Raw genomic sequence first — 18,024 nt, forward strand, 5'->3', positions numbered from 1 at the left:
AGCATGGACGCTCCCACAGTGGGAGAGTCCAGCTCGCTCCGGAGCCCGAAAAGACCAGTCCCTATCCGGTCTTCTTGGTCAAACAGCACGTAGGGGTGACGATCGCTCGACTACGGTGACGGGCGTCCTGACCAGGATCAGCCCGGCCGCATCCAGTGAGCGGAAAAGATGACAGAGCAATATCCAGGCGCCGTGCCGCCCCCGCCGAATCACCCTCAGACTCCGCCCGCCGGCCCTTACCAGGGCGCTCCACAGCACGGTGGCTTCCAGCCGCCGTACCCGAATGCGCCTGATCAGGGTCCCTACCAGCAGAACCCCCAGTACCCGAACCCTCAGTACCCGAACGCGCAGCAGCCGTATCAGGCTCCGCCCCAGAACGGGCCGTACCAGCAGAACCCGCCCTTCCAAGGCGCGCCTTATCAGGGGGCCGATGACCGGGAGCGCCGCAGGGCCACCCGGACCATCGGCATCGGCGCGGTGTTCTTCGTGATCGGGTTGCTCATCACCGTGCTCACGTACTCGAACGCCTCTGGGAGCGGCGGGGTCTATATCGTCGCCTGGGGACCGATGCTCTTCGGAGGCATCCGGGTGATCATCGGCTTGGTCCTGCTCGCCAAGAGCAATCGGTAACGAGGTCACGGCCGGCCCCGACCGGGCGTTCGCAGGACGGCGATGGACTCGCCCGGGAGGCGGCCCTCGCCCGCCTCGGTGAAGGAGGCGAGGAGCACGTCGCCGTCCGGCAACGGCAGCGGGTCCGCGCCGAGATTGGCCGCGATCCGGAGCGGACCACGGTGGAGGACGAGCCACGACTCGCCGTACTCCACCGCGACCTCGGTCAGGCGGGGGTCGGTGAGCTCCGGCCGGGCCCGGCGCAGCGCGATCAGCGCGCGGTACCAGTCGAGCAGCTCCCCGTGGCGTGGCTCCTTGGGTTCGGACCAGTCGAGGATGGAACCGCGGTAGGTCTCCGAGTCCTGAGGGTCGGGGATGTCGCCCGCCGCCCAGCCGTGGTCGGCGAACTCCCGGCGCCGCCCCTCGCTGACGGCCCGGGCGAGTTCGGGCTCCTGGTGGTCGCTGAAGAACCGCCAGGGGGTGCGGGCGCCCCACTCCTCGCCCATGAACAGCATCGGCGTGAACGGCGCGGTGAGCAGCAGGCCCGCCCCGACCTTGAGCAGCCCCGGGGACAGGGACGCGGAGATCCGGTCGCCGGTGGCGCGGTTGCCGATCTGGTCGTGGTTCTGCAGGAAGCCGAGGAAGCGGTGGCCGGGCACGCGGAGCGTGTCGACCGGCCGCCCGTGCGTGCGGCCCCGGAACGACGACCACGTCCCGTCGTGGAAGAAGACCCTGGTCAGCGTCTTGGCCAGCGCTCCCTGAACGCCGAAGTCGGCGTAGTAGCCCTGCCGCTCGCCGGTGAGCAGCGTGTGCAGGGCATGGTGGAAATCGTCGCTCCACTGCCCGTCGAGGCCGTAGCCGCCCGCCTCGCGCGAGGTGACCAGGCGCGGGTCGTTCAGGTCGGACTCGGCGACGAGGAACAGCTCCCGGCCCGTCTCGGCGGCGAGCCGGGACACCGCCTCGGCCAGTTCCTCCAGGATGTGGACGGCGCGCTGGTCCCGGATGGCGTGCACGGCGTCGAGCCGCAGCCCGTCGACGTGGAAGTCGCGCAGCCACATCAGCGCGTTGCCGACGATGAACGCACGGACCTCGTCCGAGCCGGCCTGGTCGACGTTGACGGCCGGGCCCCAGGGCGTCGCGTAGGCGTCGGTGAAGTACGGGCCGAACCTCCCGAGGTGGTTCCCGCTCGGGCCGAGGTGGTTGTGGACGACGTCGAGGACGACGGCCAGGCCGCGCCGGTGGCAGGCGTCCACGAAGCGTTTCAGCCCGTCCGGGCCGCCGTACGGGTCGTGCACCGCCCACAGGTGGACGCCGTCGTAGCCCCAGCCGTGCCGTCCGGGGAAGGCGGCCACGGGCAGCAGCTCGACGGCGTCGACGCCGAGGTCGACGAGGTGGTCGAGACGTTCGACGGCCGCGTCGAACGTGCCCTCGGGCGTGAAGGTGCCGACATGCAGCTCGTACAGCACGCTGCCCGGCAGCGGCCGCCCTCGCCATCCCTCGTCGGACCAGGTGAAGCGCTCGTGGTCGTACGTGCGGCTGGGCCCGTGCACGCCGTTCGGCTGCCAGGGCGAGCGCGGGTCCGGGAACGGTCCATCGCCGTCCAGCACGAAGCCGTAGTCCTGTCCCTCGGGGCCCGCGTCGATCCGCGCCGTCCACCAGCCGGGCCGCCCGGCGGGCGTCATGGCGTGCCGGGTCCCGCCGGTCTCCACCTCGACGTTCTCGGCGGCCGGCGCCCATACCTCGTACGTCACGGAGCCTCGATGAGCACGGCGACCGGGAGCAGGAGGAGCAGCCCGCTCAGCTCCAGACCGGAGGGGTACGACTGGTCGGTGAGGACGTCGTGCCAGGGGCCTCCGGGCAGGTCGAGATGGGTTCCGCCCCAGCCTCCGCGCCGTTCGAGGGCCGCGGGCAGGCGCGTCGCGACCATGACCGCGCCGCCGCGCCGGAACGCCACGGCGTGGGCGGCCGCGGGACCGGTCACCGTCACCGGCTCGTGCCCGGCGTCGAACCAGTCCGGGTGCCGCTCGCGCAGCCGCAACAGCCGCGTGGTGATGAGGAGCTTCTCGCCGTCCAGGTCGGCGGGGGTGGTCCCGGCGTCCAGGTCGGCGAGCAGTTCCCGGCGGCGGGCGTAGTCGACCGGCCGCCGGTTGTCGGGGTCGACGAGGGACAGGCCGGTGAGCTCGCACCCCTGGTACACGTCGGGCACGCCCGGCATCGCGAGCTGCACGAGCTTCTGGCCGAGCGAGCCCACCCGCGCGTACGGCGCGATCCGGTCCACGAACCGGGTGACGTCCGCGGTGATCACCAGGTCGGCCAGGACCGCGTCCGCGTGGGCCAGGACCGCCTCCTCGTACGCCGGGTCGGGGTCCGTCCACGACGTACGGGTCCTGGCCTCGCGCATCGCCTTCGTGAGGTACTCCCTGAGCCGGGCGGCGGGCAGCGGCCAGGCCCCCACGATCGTCTGCCACATCAGGTAGTCCAGGTCGGGCTCCAGGGGGCTCTCCGGCGCCCGCGACCGCCACCGGCCCACGGCGGCGACCCACTCGTCCGGCAGCTCCGACAGGACGGCCAGCCGCGCCCGTACGTCCTCCTGCCGCTTGGTGTCGTGCGTCGACAGCGTCGTGAGCGTGCGGGGCCGGTCGGCGGCGATCCGCGCGCAGTAGGCGTGGAACTCCTCCGGCGAGACGGCGAACCGCGTCGGGTCGCCGCCCACCTCGTTCAGGGCGGCCAGCCGGGACCAGCGGTAGAACGCGGTGTCCTCGACGCCCTTGGCGGTCATCGGCGCGGACGTCTGCTGGAACCGTACGGCGAACTCGTCCCGGACCGCGTCCCGGCCGCCGAGCCCCAGGACGAGGGGGATGACCTTGTCGAGCAGGTCACCGTCCGGGAGCACCGCGCGGGCCTCGGCCGCGGCCTGGGCGACGATCTCCAGGGCCTGCGCCGGAGGTTCCTCGCCGGGCACGATGTACGCGCGGTACACCGGCATCGCGACGAGCAGCTCGACCAGGACCTTCCGCAGCGCGTCGGGGTCTTCATCGGGCAGGATCCGCGTCAGCAGCTCGGTCAGGCGGCGCACCTCCGGCACGAGGATCCGGTCGGCGGCGAACCGCCGGGCCGCGCGCTCGACCTCCGTGAAGTCGGCGGGGCCGCCGGTCAGCGCGGTGTACGCCTCGGTGAGCGGTTTGTCGCCTGCCGGGTCGACGAACAGCCCGCCGACCATGCCGAGCGCGTCGTACCCGGTGGTGCCGCCGCACGGCCAGTCGGCCGGAAGCGTCTCCTCGCCGACGAGGATCTTCTCGGCGAGCACCCAGCCGCGGGGCCGGTCGAGCCGCCGCAGGTAGCCGCGCGGGTCCGCGAGCCCGTCGGGGTGGTCGATCCGCAGGCCGTCGATCAGTTTCTCGTCGAGCAGCCGCAGGATGACGGCGTGGGTCGCGTCGAAGACCTCCGGGTCCTCCACTCGCAGCCCGATGAGAGTGGAGATGTCGAAGAAGCGCCGGTAGTTCAGGTCCGGCTCGCGCCAGTGGGTCGCGCGGTAGCGGCCGCCGCGCGGGAAGACGTGGTCGTGGTAGCGCAGCACGTCGCCGTCCGGCCGGGGCTCGTCGTCCGGCGAGCCGAGCACCGGCACCACGATGACGCCCTGGGACCAGTCGACGTCGAACCACCGGGCGTACGGGGAGTCCGGCCCCTGTCGCAGGACGTCCCAGAGCGCCCGGTTGAGGTTCTCCGGTGCGGGGATCGCCATGTGGTTCGGCACGATGTCCACGATGATCGACAGGCCGTGCGCCCGCATCCGGGCCGCCATCGCCCGGAAGCCCTCCTCCCCGCCGAGGTCGTCGGAGATCCGCGCGTGGTCGATGACGTCGTAGCCGTGGGCGGAGCCGGGGACGGCCTGCAGGATCGGCGACAGGTACACGTGCGAGACGCCGAGCGCCGCCAGGTAGCCGGCGAGCTCACCGGCCTCGGCGAAGCCGAACTCCCGGCGCAGCTGCAGCCGGTACGTCGCGGTCGGGCGCCTAGACACGTCGCAGCACCTGCATCGAACGGGCCTCGACCAGCACCTTCTCGCCGGTGCTCACCACCGGCCGGTCATGGTCGTCGTACACCTCGATCGGGGCCGCCGTGTCCAGCACGCCGGTCCACATCCCTCCGCCGGTGTCGGGCAGCGCGAAGTTCAGGTCGAGGTCGGCGGCGTTGAACAGCAGCAGGAACGAGTCGTCGCGGATCGGCTCGCCGCGCCGGTCCGGCTCGGCGATGCGGTCGCCGTCGAGGAAGACCGTGATCGCCTTGGCGTACGGGGTCTGCCAGTCGGCGTCGGTCATCGGACTGCCGTTGGTGGAGTACCAGGCGATGTCGCCGTCGCCGGTCGGGAAGCGGCGGCGCCGGAACACCGGGTGCTCGCGGCGGAGCTCGGTCACCCGCCGTACGAACGCCCGCAGGATGTCCTGCTCCGGCGAGTCGGACCAGGTCATCCAGGAGATCTCGTTGTCCTGGCAGTAGGCGTTGTTGTTGCCGCGCTGGGTGCGGCCGGCCTCGTCGCCGTGGGACAGCATCGGCACGCCCTGCGACAGCAGCAGGGCGGTCAGCATGTTCCGCTTCTGGCGCTCGCGCACGCCGATGACATCCGGGTCGTCGGTCTCGCCCTCGACGCCGTGGTTCCACGAGCGGTTGTCGTCGGCGCCGTCACGGTTGCCCTCGCCGTTCGCCTCGTTGTGCTTGCCGTTGTACGAGACGAGGTCGTGCAGCGTGAATCCGTCGTGGCAGGTGACGAAGTTGACCGAGGCGATCGGGTGCCGCCCGTCGTCGGCGTACAGGTCGCTGGAGCCGGTGAACCGGCTGCCGAACTCCGGGAGCCGGCCGTCCACCCCGCGCCAGTAGTCGCGCATGGTGTCGCGGTACTTCCCGTTCCACTCGGTCCAGAGGGCCGGGAAGTTGCCGACCTGGTAGCCGCCCTGGCCGACGTCCCACGGCTCGGCGATCAGCTTCGCCTGCGACACGATCGGGTCCTGCTGGACCAGGTCGAAGAACGCCGACAGCCGGTCCACGTCCTGGAACTCCCGCGCCAGGGCCGACGCCAGGTCGAACCGGAACCCGTCGACGTGCATCTCGGTCACCCAGTACCGCAGCGAATCCATGATCAGCTGCAGCGCGTGCGGCTGATGGACGTTGACGCTGTTGCCCGTGCCGGTCGTGTCCATGTAGTACTCCGGCGCGCCATCGACGAGCCGGTAGTAGTGGGCGTTGTCGATGCCCCGGAAGCCGAGGGTCGGGCCCAGGTGGTTGCCCTCGGCGGTGTGGTTGTAGACCACGTCGAGGATCACCTCGATCCCCGCCTCGTGCAGGGTCCGCACCATCAGCTTGAACTCCTGCACCTGTTCGCCGAGCTGCCCTGTGGAGGAATACCCGTTATGCGGGGCGAAGAAGCCGATCGTGTTGTAACCCCAGTAGTTCCGCAGGCCTTTCCTCAGCAGGACGTCGTCGTGGACGAACTGGTGCACCGGCATCAGCTCGACCGCCGTGACGCCCAGCTCCCGGAGGTAGTCGATCACTGCCGGGTGGGCCAGGCCCAGGTACGTGCCGCGCTGCGCCTCGGGGATGTCCGGGTGCAGCTTCGTCAGGCCTTTGACGTGCGCCTCATAGATGATCGTCTCGTGGTACGGCGTGCGGGGATACCGGTCGGTCATCCAGTCGAAGTACGGGTTGATCACCACGGACTTCGGCATGTGCGCGGCGCTGTCGTCGTCGTTGCGAGAGAACGGATCGCCGAACCGGTAGGAGAAGACCGACTGATCCCAGTCGACCTCGCCCTCGATCGCCTTGGCGTACGGATCGAGGAGCAGCTTGGCGGGGTTGCACCGCCGTCCCTGGCGGGGGTCGTACGGGCCGTGCACCCGGTAGCCGTACCGCTGCCCCGGGACGACGGAGGGGAGGTAGCCGTGCCAGACGAAGGCGGACGTCTCAGGGAGGTCGAGGCGCGTCTCACGCCCTTCGTCGTCGAACAGACAGAGCTCGACTCGTGTGGCCGTTTCGGAGAACAGTGCGAAGTTCGTGCCTGCGCCGTCGTAGTGAGCCCCGAGAGGATAGGGATCACCCGGCCATACGCGTATCACATGGGTTGAGCTTCCCTGCCGTGATCGTCTCACACGCGGAATTACATACCGGTTTGCACCGCTAACCGGCGGTGTGTCGCCACCCACATTGCCAGCCGCGCACACCCTGGGTTAACTTAGGAGAGCCTTACCTAATGGATCAAGCGAGAGGCTCTCCCCCCATGTACGCATGTGTCTGCCACGCCGTCACGGACGATGACGTGCGCGGCCACGTGAGGGCCGGAGCCTGCTCGGCCAAGGACGTCCGCACGGCCTGCGACATGCGCCCCGGCTGCGGATCCTGCGTGGGCCGCATCCGCGACCTGATCGAAGAACACTTCGCCGACCGCGTCGCCGCGGTCGCCGCCACAGCAGCCTGATCACGGACCGTCACCCACAGCGGTTTGACGGGGGACCGTTACCCAAAGCGATTTGACTGGGCACCGTCGCCCGCAGCGGCTTGACCGACTCTCGAGCCGCGCCCGCGGTGGCTCGAGCGCGGATCGGCCGGATCCCGAGCCGCGCCCGCCGCGGCGTGACCCGCGGGTCGGTCGACCCCTCGAGTCCGCAGCCGTGCCACGATGAGTTGATATGGACGGTGACAGGGACATCATCGGTCTGCTCAACGAGCAGCTCACGGCCGAGCTCACAGCGATCAACCAGTACTTCCTGCACGCCAAGATGCAGGACAACTGGGGATTCACCCGGCTCGCCCGTCACACCCGTGCCGAGTCGTTCGACGAGATGCGGCACGCGGAGCGCCTGACCGACCGCATCCTCTTCCTCGAAGGCCTGCCGAACTACCAGCGCCTGGGCGCGCTGCGCATCGGCCAGTCCGTGCCCGAGCAGCTCCGGTCCGACCTCGCCATCGAGATGGAGGCCGTCGAACGCCTGCGCCCCGGCATCGAGCTCATGCGCTCGCGCGGCGACGTCACCTCCGCCCGGATCTTCGAGGACATCCTCGCTGACGAGGAGGAGCACATCGACTACCTCGAGACGGAGCTCCAACTCCTCGAGACACTCGGCGAGCCCCTCTACCTGCAGCGCTACGCCGAGCCTCCGGAAGATTGAGCCCGTCCCGCCGACCGGCACGGGCGCGAGCGAGCCGAGGATGAGCCGTCTGGTGACCGACGCGCTGACCAGCCCGGACCCGGCGAGCCGCGGATGAGCCGTCTGGTGACCGACGCGCTGACCAGCGGCGTCACGGCCGGCTGGCGGCTCGGCTGGCAGCCGGCCGACCTGGTGCGCCACACGGTCCGTACGCACGGCAAACGGGCCGGCCGGATGATGACCGACGCGATCGCCGCCGCCATGCGCGCCTACCCGGCGGCGACCGTCGACGATCGGTGGTGCGGCCAGCTGGCCGCGCTCGGTGCCGAGGTGTGGTGGGCGCGGGACGAGGCGTACCTGACCGCGTGGGCGGACCGCCACGGTACCGACGAGGCCACGGCGACGCGCTGCGCCCTCCAGCTGATCACGTTGCTGCGCGGCCTGCCCCGGCTGGAGTCCCTCGTTCCGCCGCCGGGCGAGGCCCGGCGTTCCACGGGCGGCGATCAGGCCGGGTACCGGGCCGCCGGCCAGGCCAGGGACCAGACCGGAGACCGGGCGACCGGCCGGACCGGGGACCAGGCGACCAGCCGGACCGGAGACCAGGCGACCGGCCGGGCCGGCGACCGGGTGGCCGGCCGGGCCGACCGGCGAGCGCTGGACCGGATCCGCGCTCTGCTGGCCAAGGCGGAGTCGACGGAGTTCCCCGAGGAGGCGGAGGCGCTGACCGCGCGGGCCCAGCAGCTGATGGCCCGGCACCGCATCGACCAGGCGCTCCTGGCCGCGCGGGCCGGTGAGGTCCGCGCGGACGGCCAGGCGGCCGGGCCCGTCGGCCGCCGCCTGCCGATCGACGCGCCGTACGAATCCCCCAAAGCGGCCCTGCTGGGCACCGTCGCCGAGGCCAACCGGTGCCGTGCCGTCTGGACCCGGGCCCTCGGCTTCTCGACCGTGCTCGGGTTCCCCGCCGACCTGGACGCCGTCGAGCTGCTGTTCACCTCACTCCTCGTACAGGCGGACTCCGCGCTCACCTACGAGGGCCGCTCCGGCGGGCGCTCCCGTACGCGCGCCTTCCGCCGGTCCTTCCTGGCCTCCTACGCCGCTCGTATCGGCGAACGCCTCGCCGAGGCCACCGGCGCGGCCGAGCGCCGGGCCGCAGCCGAGATGCCCGGCACCGAGCTGCTGCCGGTCCTCGCGACCCGCGACCAGGCCGTCGACGAGGCGATGCACGCGATGTTCCCCAGGATCACCGGCCGCCGGATCACCCCCGGAATCGACCGGGAGGGCTGGCTGTCCGGCCAGGCCGCCGCCGACCGCGCCGACCTCGGCGCCCGGCGACCGATCCACTGACCCGCCTACTCGACGAGGGCCTGGGTGCCGAGGACGGTGAGGAGGGCGAGGCGTTCGGCGTCCTCGGTGCCGGGCTCGGCTGTGTAGATCATGATGCGCAGGTCGCTGCCCGCCACGGTGAGCACGTCGCAGTCCAGCGTCAGGGGGCCCACCCGCGGGTGATCGACGGTCTTGCGCGCGGACTCGTGGTGGCCGACGGTGCCGGAATCCCAGAGCTCGGCGAACCGGTCGCTGTTCGCGCGCAGGTCGGCGACGAGCCGCCGCAGGCGCTGGTCGGCCGGGTAGCGGCCGGCGGCCGCGCGCAGGTCGGCGGCCAGCGCGGCCTCGAACTCGCGGCGGCCCTCCGGCGTGTGCCGGACCCGGCTGCCCGGGCCAAGGAAGTTCCGCCAGACGCCGTTGCGCTGGTGGCCCCGCCAGCCGGACGGATCGCCCATCAACGCCGCGTACGGCGGGTTGGCCAGGAGCAGCGTCCAGGACGCGTCGTACACCGCGACGGGCGTCCCGGCCAGCCTGTCCAGCATCCGCTGGACACTCGGCGGGATGTACGCGGGCACCGCTTCCGGGCCCGGCGGCGCCAGCCCGGCGAGCCGGAACAGGTGGGCGCGCTCGGTCCCCGACAGCCGGAGTGCCCTGGCCAGGGCCTCGACCACCTGCACCGACGGGTTGGCCGCCCGGCCCTGTTCGAGACGCGTGACGTAGTCGACGGAGATCCCGGCCAGCAGGGCCAGCTCCTCGCGGCGCAGCCCGGGCGCACGCCGGTGCCCGCCCGCGGGCATCCCGGCGGCCTCGGGCGGGACACGGTCGCGCCAGCGGCGTACCGCCTGCCCGAACTCCGTCGCCGTCATGGCCACCAGTCTGCACCGCCGACCACGAACCTTCCTGGTACCAGCGGTCCCAGGAAGCCAGGGGCGCTGGCTGACCGCATCGCCCGACCGCAGTCTGGAGTCATGACGACGACACTCATCACAGGAGCGAACAAGGGCCTCGGCTACGAGACCGCCCGCCGGCTCATCGCGGCCGGTCACACCGTCTACATCGGCAGCCGGGACGCCGAACGCGGGCGCCGGGCCGCCGAGCGGCTGGGCGCGCGGCTGGTCCAGCTCGACGTCACCGACGACGCGTCCGTCGCCGCCGCGGCGAAGGCCATCGAGGCCGACGGCGGGCTGGACGTACTGGTCAACAACGCCGGCATCGAAGCGCGCGGCGAGGGGAACACGGTGATCGGCGCGGCGGACGTGACCGCCGACGCCATGCGAGAGGTGTTCGAGACCAACGTCTTCGGGGTGGTCCGCGTCACCCACGCGTTCCTGCCGCTGCTGCGGCGGTCCGCCTCACCGGTGGTGGTCAACGTCAGCAGCGGCCTGGGCTCGCTGACCCTGGTCACCACTCCGGACACACCCACGTACGCCTTCCCGGGCGTCACCTATCCGGCGTCGAAGGTCACGGTCAACATGATCACCGTGCAGTACGCCAAGGCGTTCCCGGACATGCGGATCAACGCCGTGGAGCCCGGCTTCACCAGGACGGACCTGAACGGGAACACGGGCACGCAGACCGTCGAGGAGGGCGCCGAGATCATCGTCCGCATGGCGCAGGTGGGCCCCGACGGCCCGACCGGAGGCTACTTCGCCGCCGACGGCCCCCTCCCCTGGTAGGACCGGGAATCGGCCGTACGTCTCAGGACGGCGCGGCGTTTTCCCGCACAAGTGATCACAATGTGCAACGATCGGGAACCATGGGACTCGATGTTTACGCCGTCCGCCCGGGAGACCCTGCGGTGACGGGGCACGACACGCTGGAGACGCCCGTCACGTGGGAGTGGGATGGCCCTACCGACCTCGACCCGTTCGAGGACATCCCCCGCGACTTCCCCGAGGGCCTCTTCTGGCCCTCCGACGGCGACTTCACCGGATTCCGCGGCCAGGTGTACCGGGAGTGGGTCAGCGGCACCCTCGGCATGAACCTGAACGAGCTGCACGACCCCGCGCAGGTCCGCGACCTCGACCTGCGTCTGGCCCGGTGGCTGACCGACGCCCTCGCCGCCGGCACGGACAAGGTCCAGCTGGACGGCACCACGGTCGTCCCGCTGAGCGGCATCGAGGCCCTCGCCGCGTTCGTACGCGCCGCCGCCGACCAGGGCCTCTGGCTCTTCCCCGACTCCTGACCACGTCAGGACACGGCGCACACCCCGTACGCGGTGTGCGCCGTCGGTGCTCCTGTTCAGGCCGCCGCGATGCAGAACGGGTGTCCCTCGGGGTCGGCGAGGACCGTCCACTGGTCCTCGCCGGGCTGGAAGTCGGGCTTGGTCGCGCCCGATGCCAGCAGTTCCTTGGTCGCGACGTCCACGTCGGCGACCGCGAAGTCGAGGTGGGCGTGCTTGGCGGCGTCCGGCCATCCCGGCCCCTGGTAGCCGTCGACCCGCTGGAAGGCGAGCTGCACGGGTCCCTCGCCCAGGTAGGCGAAGTCGTCGTCGCTCTGGGTGATCGGCCAGCCGGTGAGGCGCTGGTAGAACTCGGCGAGCGCCTTCGGGGCGGCGCAGTCGATGATGATCGCGGTGGGCTTCGCGTTGACGGCCATATCGATGACTCCCTTGGTGTCGTCGGCTTGCCCGCCCAGCATCGATTCCGGAGCACCGCCGGGTCTTGAAGATCCTTGCGGGGCGTTTCCGTCACACCCCCCGCGTACGGTCGACGGCGTGTTGTCACCCGTGACCCTCGCCGCCCGGCCTGACTTCACCGTGAGCGCGGTGGGCTGCCGGGCCGATCACACACGATGGTCGGAGCCGGAGGCGCGCGGCGACCACCGCATGGTGCTCGTCCGCCGTGGGCGATTCCGGCGGTGGGCCGACGGCGCCGAGGCCGACCTGGATCCGACCGTTGGCTACCTGGGAGCGCCGGGTGAGGAGGAGCGGTTCGCCCACCCCGCCGGCGGCGATGTCTGCACCTCGGTGAGCTTCGCGCCGTCACTGTGGGAAGGCCATACGAGCGGGACGGTGTACGTCGACGCCCGCGTCGACTTGGCTCACCGCCGGCTCCTCGCCGCCGCGGGAGGCGGCGACGTCGACTACGCGCTGGCGGAGGAGCTGCTTCGTCTCGTCGCGGCGGCGGCACGGCGGCCCGCCGAATGGCCGCGGCCCGCCGATCGGGCACTGGCCGCGGCTGCCCGGGAGGCGATCATCGAGGGAGCACCGGAGGCGGCGGGGCTGTGCCCGCTGGCCGGCCTGCTGAAGGTCTCGCCGTACCGGCTGAGCCGGGTGTTCTCTCAGCAGATGGGCGTGTCGCTGACCCGCTACCGCAACCGGGTCCGCGTCGGCCGGGCCATGGACCGCCTCGCGCAGGGCGAGACCGGCCTCGCCGGCCTGGCCGCCGAGCTCGGTTTCGCCGATCAGGCGCACCTGACCCGCACCGTCCGCGAACACCTGGGACGCACACCGACCGCCCTGCGCCGGCTTCTCGGGACGAGGTGACCACGGCCAGCCCACGCGGCCGCCACCCGGACGTGAACGGCGTCCGGGTGGCGGGCCGTCTCGGGGTCAGCGGTAGCCGGCGGCGACGATGTTCGCCTGTACCGCGTTCTCGGTGGCGTCGGTCGGGTAGCCGGAGGTCATGACGCCTTCATAGAAGGTGCCGGCCGAGCCCTTGCTGTTGTCGCCGCCGATGCCCAGGATGATGGCGCCCTCCTTGTGCATCGGGTTGTATCCGGCGACGTTGGGGCGGGCGCCGTTGTAGAAGGTGGACACCCCGCCTGATTGGGCGTTGCCCCCGCGGATGGACCAGTGGTTCGGCTCGCCCTTGATGATGGCCGTGGTGTACCGGTAGTTGATGGTGGGGTCATTGGCGTTGTAGCCGGCGTTGACTCCGGAGTACAGGCCGTTCTCCATGTCGGCCATGATCCACGGGCCGTTGCCGGTGCCGTAGCCCCAGACCTTGATGTTGCCGAAGTAGATGGCCTCCATGTGGCCGTTTCCGGTGTCGTTGTTGCTGGTCTCGGCGTTGCCGTAGTCGAAGCAGCAGCCGCCGTTGTAGTGCGTGCCATCGAAGATCGCGTACTCGCCTTCAGGCTGGTCGCCGGTCGCGATGCCGTTGGTGCGGTCGTTGCGGTAGCCGGTGCCCGCGGCGACGTACACGCCGTAGGCCTTGTGGCCGCCCACGGTGGTCGGCGCCGCGGTCGCGTTGGCGAGGTTGTCCGGGCCGCCGGCCGCTCCGCCACCGGGCGCCTGGGTCAGGTTGTTCCCCCGGCCGGACTGGTCGTAGATCGTCGTGATGACGCAGCTCGTGCCGGCGCAGAAGGAGTCCTGCGCGGCGGCGTCGGCGACCCCGCCCGCGGACAGCACCCCGATGTTGCGGGTGGTGTTGTCGGAGGAGCGGCGTACCTGGTAGAGCGAGCCGTTGTAGGTGGCGTACAGCGCGCGGGTGGTGCTGTGCGCCGCCACGCACGGTGTGCCGCCGGTGGCGTAGACGTCACACGGCAGGCTCGACGACGCGGGTGGCGGGGTCGGCGTCCCGGAGACGCCGCCGGTGCAGGTCGTGCCGTTCAGCGCGAAGTCGGCGGGGACCGGGTTGCTGCCGTTCCACGTACCGTTGAACCCAAAGGCGGCGCTGCCCCCGCTGGCGATACCGCCGTTGTACGAGGCGTTGGTGACGGTCACCTGCGCACCCGACTGGCTGTACGACCCGTTCCACAGTTGGGTGACGGTCTGCCCGGCCGGGAAGCTCCAGGTCAGCTGCCAGCCATTGACCGCATCACCGAGATTGGTGATCGTCACGCTGGCGCCGAAGCCCCCGGACCACTGCGAGCTGATCGAGTAGTCGACCCGGCAGCCCGCCGCGGCCGACGATGCCATCCGTGCCCCGACCGTGACGGTGCCGGCGAGCGCGAGCGCGATGACGCCGGCGGCCGTGACCATCAGCCACCACCACCGACGAAGTGGAGAGTTGCCCTGTCGCACGCGTGAACTCCCATTCTCTGCGCGTGAGGTTTCCCGGAAGCGAGATTCGGCTTCCGCCTCACTCCCGGCGGATTCGGCATCCCGAACACAGCCCGAGATACTGAATTCTTAGCGGGAGTATGAGCGCCGGACCTGTGGTGTCAACGCGTCTGACGCGTCCCGACCGGACGGTTCATGACGTCGCCGGTCAGGGCGGGTGGACGCCGCGGGCGCAGGCGTGTGGATTTCATCTTCTTTCGCCGCCCGGGGTGCCGGGACCGTTCCATAGACCGGCCCGCTGCTCGATCCTTTTCACGAGTGCGGCGGCCCGCGCCTTGATGAACGCGACTCCCTGCGAACCCCAATCGTGAGGCTTGGTGTCCACGACGCAGATGGTGCCCAGGGTTTCGTCCTGGTCCATCAGCGGGGCGCCCAGGTAGGCGCGTACCCCGATCTGGTCCACCACCGGATTGCCGGCGAAGAGGTGGTAGTCCATTACTTCGTTCAGCGCCATGGCATGCTTCCGTGTCACCACGTACATGCAGTATCCCGCGTCACACGCCATTGTCCGGAATGGATCCGTCCTCGGGTCGACGCCCCGGTCGAGCGAGGAAGGGTACAGTCCGGCGAAGTACTGTCGTTCTGGGCCGATGATGTTCACCATCGCGAAGGGCGCGTCCAGATCTCGGGCCAGGGCGCGGGCGAATTCGTCGAATTCGGGGTCGGGCTCTTCCCGGATGCCCAGTTCCTGTAGCCGGGCGGCACGCCGATGCGCGTCCGTGTCCATGGGAGACACGAGACGGCGGATGGGGGGAAGGGTCATCACGAACTCCTCAAGAAATCAGCCAATAGCGCAACTGTCTGTTGCGGAAGCTCACATGGGTCAGGCGGACGGGACGTCCACGCTGGTGAGGAGGTGCTGGATCAGGGACCGGAGGACCGATGTCGCGGAACGGGGGTCCCTCGCGTCGCACAACACGATCGGCACGCCCGGGCCGAGTTCGAGCGCTGCTCGCACTTCTTCAGGGACGTAGTGGAACGCGTCGTCGAACTCGTTGACCGCGATGAGGAACGGGATGCCACGGCTCTCGAAGAAGTCGACGGCGGCGAAGGATTCGTCCAGACGGCGGGTGTCGGCCAGGACGACGGCGCCCAGCGCCCCGGCGGACAGCTCGTCCCACATGAACCAGAAGCGCTCCTGTCCGGGGGTTCCGAACAGGTAGAGCACGATGCGGTGCTGACCGATGGTGATGCGACCGAAGTCCATGGCCACGGTCGTCGTCGACTTGTCCTCCGTCCCGCTGAGGTCGTCGACGCCCACGCTGGCCGCGGTGATGAGCTCTTCCGTGTTCAGCGGCTCGATCTCGCTCGTGGCGCCGACGAAGGTCGTCTTTCCGACGCCGAAGCCACCCGCTACCAGGATTTTGACCTGGGTGGGGAAGGCGTCAGATTCGTTGTAGGCCATCGAGTAGCTTCTCCAGTAGGGCCCGGTCGACGGCGCCGGCCAGGCTGGGCGGGGCGTGGGTGGCGATGGCTCCGCAGTCCACCAGATCGGCGAGTAGAACCTTCGTGACGACCACCGGAAGGCGTATGCGCGCCGCGACCTCGGCGACCGAGAGCGGCGTATGGCACAGTTCGAGCACCCTGGCGTGTTCTGGATCGAGGTCCGGGCTGGCCCAGCCCGTGCCGACCACCAAGGAGAGCAGGTCCAGGTCCACGGTGGGGCGGGTGCGACCCTCATTCACCGTGTACGGGCGGATCAGCGGGCCGGCCGCGTGGTCGATCCAGACCTCATCGTCACTGGCTGCCATGGTCGTCAGCTTCGATCAGGGGCGGCGGATGGTGTGCGGGCCGCCGTGTCCAGGAAGGGCCGGACGGCTTTGATCAAGCGCGCCATCTCGTAGCCGACGACGGCCGGGTCTGCCTCCCCCTTCGCCAGCACCGCGAGGACCGAGTTGTAGCCGGCCCACGAGATGAACAGCTGGCTGGGGTGGAGTTCGGCCACGACCTGGCGGACTTCGCCCCGGCCATCGAATTTGGTGCTGGCACTCCGTGCCATGGAGAAGAGCCCGGAAGCGAGTGCCGCGAGATATTCCGAGCCCGACCGGTCCAGGCCGTGCGCGGCTTTCACCATTCCGTCCGAGGACAGCAGCACACTGCCCCGAATGTCCGGGACTTCCTGGGCCAGGTTCTTCAGCAGCCAGGCGAGATCGGTCGACTGGTTCGGCGAGACGGCGCTCAATGCGGGTTCCTTCCAGATTCGTGATGTTCTTTTAAGCCGTTCCACCGGGCTCGTCCGCCAGGTCCTCATCCCGGCCGCTGCGAACCCCTTTCCGGAATGCCGCCATCAGCCCGGGGTTGTGGCTGACATCCGCGTCGTCGTCCCGCGGCGCGGGAGCGTTGATCAGTTCGGGGACCAGGTTGGTCTGGGCGCGACGTCTCGGCAGTGCCGGACGCCGATCATCGCTCGCCGGAGATGCAGGAGCGGGCGGTCGATCCGTATGCCGGACGGACGCGTCGGCACTGCCGTCCTGCCACGCCTCGGACCGGCCGCCGGGCCGGACCCCGGCGGCCGGTCCCGTCGCGGAGAGAGGTTGCGGCGAGGTGAACGCGCCTGACGCCGCGGTTGACGAGACCGGCGCGGGAGCGGGCGGCGTCGCCGGTTGACCGCTGGTCTTCGGCGGTTCCGAACCGATCAGCTCGTTCGGGATCACGACGACGGCCTGCGTGCCGCCGTAGATGTTCGTCTGCAACCTGACGGCGACATTGTGGCGTTGCGAGAGAGCGGCGACGACGAGCAGGCCGATACGTCCCTCCTCCACCAACCCGTCGGTGTCGATGTGCTCCGCGCCGGCGAGCAGGTCGTTCAGCCGGCGCTGGGTCTCCCGCGGTATGCCGAGGCCGCGGTCCTCGATCTCGACGACCAGGCCGGCGGTCACGGCTCCGGTGCGGAGGTAGACCTGCGTTTCCGGAGGCGAGAACCTGGTGGCGTTCTCGACGAGTTCGGCGAGCAGGTGGATGACGTCCGCGACCGCGCCGCCGTCCAGTGCGCCCTCGACCGGCGGCACCACCTTGACCCGGCGGTAGTGCTCGACCTCGGCGATGGCCGAGCGCAGTACCTCGTATACGGTGACCGGCCTGCTCCACTGACGCCGCGGGGCAGCTCCGCCGATCACGGCGAGGCTTTCGGCCTGCCGGCGCAAGCGCGTGGCGAGGTGATCGACCCTGAACAGGCCCTTGAGGAGATCCGGATCCTCCACCTGGTTCTCCAACGCGTCGAGTCCCTGGATCGCCCGGTGGGAGAGCGTCTGCATCCGCCGCGAGAGGTTGACGAAGACCTCGACTCGCTGCGCGGGACCGCCGTCGGGTTTCGGGCTCGCCGCACTGACGAGGGCATTCCACGCCTCCTCATGCGCTCTCTGCAGCTCATGCGCGAGGTACATCACCGGATCGGCGGTCGGGGCGGCTCGGGGGCCGAGGCCGCGGGGGGCGGGAACCTCGCCGGCCGCGATGCGCTCTGTCAGGACCCGCAGGTCCTCCCGGCCACGAGAGACCAACGGCGCGAGTTCGCCGAGTCGCCGCTGCAGGTCCGCAGGCCCAATGGACAAATTTGCAATCATCCGCCGTTCTCGGCGACTCGCCATACCCGCCGCGAGAATTGCGCCGGCGATGACGACCACCGCTCCCACAGCGGAGACGATGAGAACCGTTCGCTCCTTCGACGGCGAGGCTCCCATCCCGACAAGTCCCATCACCGCGGCCAGCCCCACGAACGCCATGAGAATCGCGGGAACGACGGAAACGCCCAGCTGGAAGGTGCGAGTGTCGGCCGGTCGATGTGCACGGCGACCACGCGACCTGGCGTGGCGCCGGGGGTCTCGGCGTTCGGGGGTTATAGGAGGCAGGTGAAGGTCAGACAATCGTCGTCCTCGGTGCGGGGGCCGGTCGGCATGGGCTGCTTCGCCGCGCCTGCGAACTGCCACGGTCAGACCGTAGGAGAGGGTCGGC

At 70.6% G+C, this 18,024-nt stretch carries 18 protein-coding genes; 7 read left to right on the forward strand and 11 right to left on the reverse strand.

Going from position 1 to position 18,024, the window contains the following annotated elements; all coding sequences use genetic code 11:
• The first annotated feature begins 168 nt into the window (after window positions 1-168).
• Window positions 169-630 carry a hypothetical protein gene (locus ACQP2O_RS46870; protein ID WP_433176057.1) on the forward strand — a complete coding sequence of 154 codons (462 nt, stop codon included), beginning with the start codon at window positions 169-171 and terminating at the stop codon, window positions 628-630.
• Between the two features lie 5 nt (window positions 631-635).
• On the opposite strand, the gene treZ is transcribed toward ACQP2O_RS46870, so the two are convergent.
• The 3 genes from treZ to glgX are packed head-to-tail and all read right to left on the reverse strand — an operon-like array spanning window position 636 to window position 6,716.
• A complete protein-coding gene (gene treZ / locus ACQP2O_RS46875; protein ID WP_433176058.1) occupies window positions 636-2,360 on the reverse strand; it encodes a malto-oligosyltrehalose trehalohydrolase in 1,725 nt (574 codons plus the stop codon).
• Window positions 2,357-4,630, reverse strand: a complete 2,274-nt coding sequence (treY, locus tag ACQP2O_RS46880) for a malto-oligosyltrehalose synthase (protein WP_433176059.1) — start codon at window positions 4,628-4,630, stop codon at window positions 2,357-2,359. Before treY ends, treZ begins: the two co-directional genes overlap by 4 nt.
• Entirely contained in the window at window positions 4,623-6,716 is a 2,094-nt protein-coding gene (gene glgX, locus ACQP2O_RS46885) for a glycogen debranching protein GlgX (protein WP_433176060.1), read from the reverse strand. The genes treY and glgX overlap by 8 nt, the downstream gene beginning before the upstream one ends.
• 161 nt (window positions 6,717-6,877) lie before the next feature.
• Here glgX and ACQP2O_RS46890 point away from each other — a divergent pair, with 161 nt between their 5' ends.
• The 3 genes from ACQP2O_RS46890 to ACQP2O_RS46900 all read left to right on the forward strand — a co-directional run bounded on the left by ACQP2O_RS46890 (window position 6,878) and on the right by ACQP2O_RS46900 (window position 9,089).
• On the forward strand, window positions 6,878-7,075 hold the full coding sequence (locus ACQP2O_RS46890; protein ID WP_433176061.1) for a (2Fe-2S)-binding protein: 198 nt from the start codon (window positions 6,878-6,880) through the stop codon (window positions 7,073-7,075).
• A gap of 211 nt (window positions 7,076-7,286) precedes the next feature.
• Window positions 7,287-7,766, forward strand: coding sequence for a bacterioferritin (gene bfr, locus ACQP2O_RS46895; protein WP_433176062.1), 480 nt, complete (start codon window positions 7,287-7,289; stop codon window positions 7,764-7,766).
• 93 nt (window positions 7,767-7,859) lie between these two features.
• Complete coding sequence (locus tag ACQP2O_RS46900; RefSeq protein ID WP_433176063.1) at window positions 7,860-9,089, forward strand: DUF2786 domain-containing protein; 1,230 nt, start codon at window positions 7,860-7,862, stop codon at window positions 9,087-9,089.
• Between the two features lie 5 nt (window positions 9,090-9,094).
• Here the strand turns inward: ACQP2O_RS46900 and ACQP2O_RS46905 are convergent, their stop codons facing one another.
• Complete coding sequence (locus ACQP2O_RS46905; RefSeq protein ID WP_433176064.1) at window positions 9,095-9,934, reverse strand: helix-turn-helix transcriptional regulator; 840 nt, start codon at window positions 9,932-9,934, stop codon at window positions 9,095-9,097.
• Window positions 9,935-10,036: 102 nt separating this feature from the next.
• Between ACQP2O_RS46905 and ACQP2O_RS46910 the strand changes: the two genes are divergently transcribed.
• A complete protein-coding gene (locus ACQP2O_RS46910; protein WP_433176065.1) occupies window positions 10,037-10,744 on the forward strand; it encodes an SDR family NAD(P)-dependent oxidoreductase in 708 nt (235 codons plus the stop codon).
• 80 nt (window positions 10,745-10,824) lie between these two features.
• A complete protein-coding gene (locus ACQP2O_RS46915; RefSeq protein WP_433176066.1) occupies window positions 10,825-11,253 on the forward strand; it encodes a hypothetical protein in 429 nt (142 codons plus the stop codon).
• 56 nt (window positions 11,254-11,309) lie between these two features.
• On the opposite strand, the gene ACQP2O_RS46920 is transcribed toward ACQP2O_RS46915, so the two are convergent.
• On the reverse strand, window positions 11,310-11,666 hold the full coding sequence (locus tag ACQP2O_RS46920; RefSeq protein ID WP_433176067.1) for a VOC family protein: 357 nt from the start codon (window positions 11,664-11,666) through the stop codon (window positions 11,310-11,312).
• Between the two features lie 118 nt (window positions 11,667-11,784).
• Here ACQP2O_RS46920 and ACQP2O_RS46925 point away from each other — a divergent pair, with 118 nt between their 5' ends.
• Window positions 11,785-12,555 (forward strand): helix-turn-helix domain-containing protein, encoded by a 771-nt coding sequence (locus tag ACQP2O_RS46925; protein ID WP_433176068.1) that lies wholly within the window; start codon window positions 11,785-11,787, stop codon window positions 12,553-12,555.
• 66 nt (window positions 12,556-12,621) lie between these two features.
• Here ACQP2O_RS46925 and ACQP2O_RS46930 read toward each other — a convergent pair whose 3' ends face one another.
• The 6 genes from ACQP2O_RS46930 to ACQP2O_RS46955 form a co-directional block, all read right to left on the reverse strand.
• Complete coding sequence (locus ACQP2O_RS46930; protein WP_433176069.1) at window positions 12,622-13,995, reverse strand: arabinofuranosidase catalytic domain-containing protein; 1,374 nt, start codon at window positions 13,993-13,995, stop codon at window positions 12,622-12,624.
• A 268-nt stretch (window positions 13,996-14,263) separates the two neighbouring features.
• A complete protein-coding gene (locus ACQP2O_RS46935) occupies window positions 14,264-14,803 on the reverse strand; it encodes a GAF domain-containing protein (RefSeq protein WP_433176070.1) in 540 nt (179 codons plus the stop codon).
• Between the two features lie 96 nt (window positions 14,804-14,899).
• Complete coding sequence (locus ACQP2O_RS46940) at window positions 14,900-15,481, reverse strand: GTP-binding protein (RefSeq protein WP_433176071.1); 582 nt, start codon at window positions 15,479-15,481, stop codon at window positions 14,900-14,902.
• The gene (locus ACQP2O_RS46945) at window positions 15,462-15,827 is read right to left on the reverse strand and encodes a DUF742 domain-containing protein (protein ID WP_433176072.1); all 366 of its coding nucleotides are present in this window, start codon (window positions 15,825-15,827) and stop codon (window positions 15,462-15,464) included. Before ACQP2O_RS46945 ends, ACQP2O_RS46940 begins: the two co-directional genes overlap by 20 nt.
• A 5-nt stretch (window positions 15,828-15,832) precedes the next feature.
• The gene (locus ACQP2O_RS46950; protein ID WP_433176073.1) at window positions 15,833-16,258 is read right to left on the reverse strand and encodes a roadblock/LC7 domain-containing protein; all 426 of its coding nucleotides are present in this window, start codon (window positions 16,256-16,258) and stop codon (window positions 15,833-15,835) included.
• 31 nt (window positions 16,259-16,289) lie between these two features.
• Window positions 16,290-17,795 (reverse strand): ATP-binding protein, encoded by a 1,506-nt coding sequence (locus ACQP2O_RS46955; RefSeq protein WP_433176074.1) that lies wholly within the window; start codon window positions 17,793-17,795, stop codon window positions 16,290-16,292.
• Between the last annotated feature and the right edge of the window lie 229 nt (window positions 17,796-18,024).

Source organism: Actinoallomurus sp. CA-150999, assembly GCF_050942425.1.
In the GTDB taxonomy this organism is placed as follows: Bacteria; Actinomycetota; Actinomycetes; order Streptosporangiales; family Streptosporangiaceae; genus Actinoallomurus.

What these genes read in the sequence shown, in the direction of transcription:
- ACQP2O_RS46870 (WP_433176057.1), top strand. Translation starts at nt 169, where the DNA reads ATGACAGAGCAATATCCAGGCGCCGTGCCGCCCCCGCCGAATCACCCT.
- ACQP2O_RS46890 (WP_433176061.1), top strand. Translation starts at nt 6,878, where the DNA reads ATGTACGCATGTGTCTGCCACGCCGTCACGGACGATGACGTGCGCGGC.
- bfr (WP_433176062.1), top strand. Translation starts at nt 7,287, where the DNA reads ATGGACGGTGACAGGGACATCATCGGTCTGCTCAACGAGCAGCTCACG.
- ACQP2O_RS46900 (WP_433176063.1), top strand. Translation starts at nt 7,860, where the DNA reads ATGAGCCGTCTGGTGACCGACGCGCTGACCAGCGGCGTCACGGCCGGC.
- ACQP2O_RS46905 (WP_433176064.1), bottom strand. Translation starts at nt 9,934, where the DNA reads ATGACGGCGACGGAGTTCGGGCAGGCGGTACGCCGCTGGCGCGACCGT.
- ACQP2O_RS46910 (WP_433176065.1), top strand. Translation starts at nt 10,037, where the DNA reads ATGACGACGACACTCATCACAGGAGCGAACAAGGGCCTCGGCTACGAG.
- ACQP2O_RS46915 (WP_433176066.1), top strand. Translation starts at nt 10,825, where the DNA reads ATGGGACTCGATGTTTACGCCGTCCGCCCGGGAGACCCTGCGGTGACG.
- ACQP2O_RS46920 (WP_433176067.1), bottom strand. Translation starts at nt 11,666, where the DNA reads ATGGCCGTCAACGCGAAGCCCACCGCGATCATCATCGACTGCGCCGCC.
- ACQP2O_RS46930 (WP_433176069.1), bottom strand. Translation starts at nt 13,995, where the DNA reads ATGGTCACGGCCGCCGGCGTCATCGCGCTCGCGCTCGCCGGCACCGTC.
- ACQP2O_RS46935 (WP_433176070.1), bottom strand. Translation starts at nt 14,803, where the DNA reads ATGGACACGGACGCGCATCGGCGTGCCGCCCGGCTACAGGAACTGGGC.
- ACQP2O_RS46940 (WP_433176071.1), bottom strand. Translation starts at nt 15,481, where the DNA reads ATGGCCTACAACGAATCTGACGCCTTCCCCACCCAGGTCAAAATCCTG.
- ACQP2O_RS46945 (WP_433176072.1), bottom strand. Translation starts at nt 15,827, where the DNA reads ATGGCAGCCAGTGACGATGAGGTCTGGATCGACCACGCGGCCGGCCCG.
- ACQP2O_RS46955 (WP_433176074.1), bottom strand. Translation starts at nt 17,795, where the DNA reads ATGGCGTTCGTGGGGCTGGCCGCGGTGATGGGACTTGTCGGGATGGGA.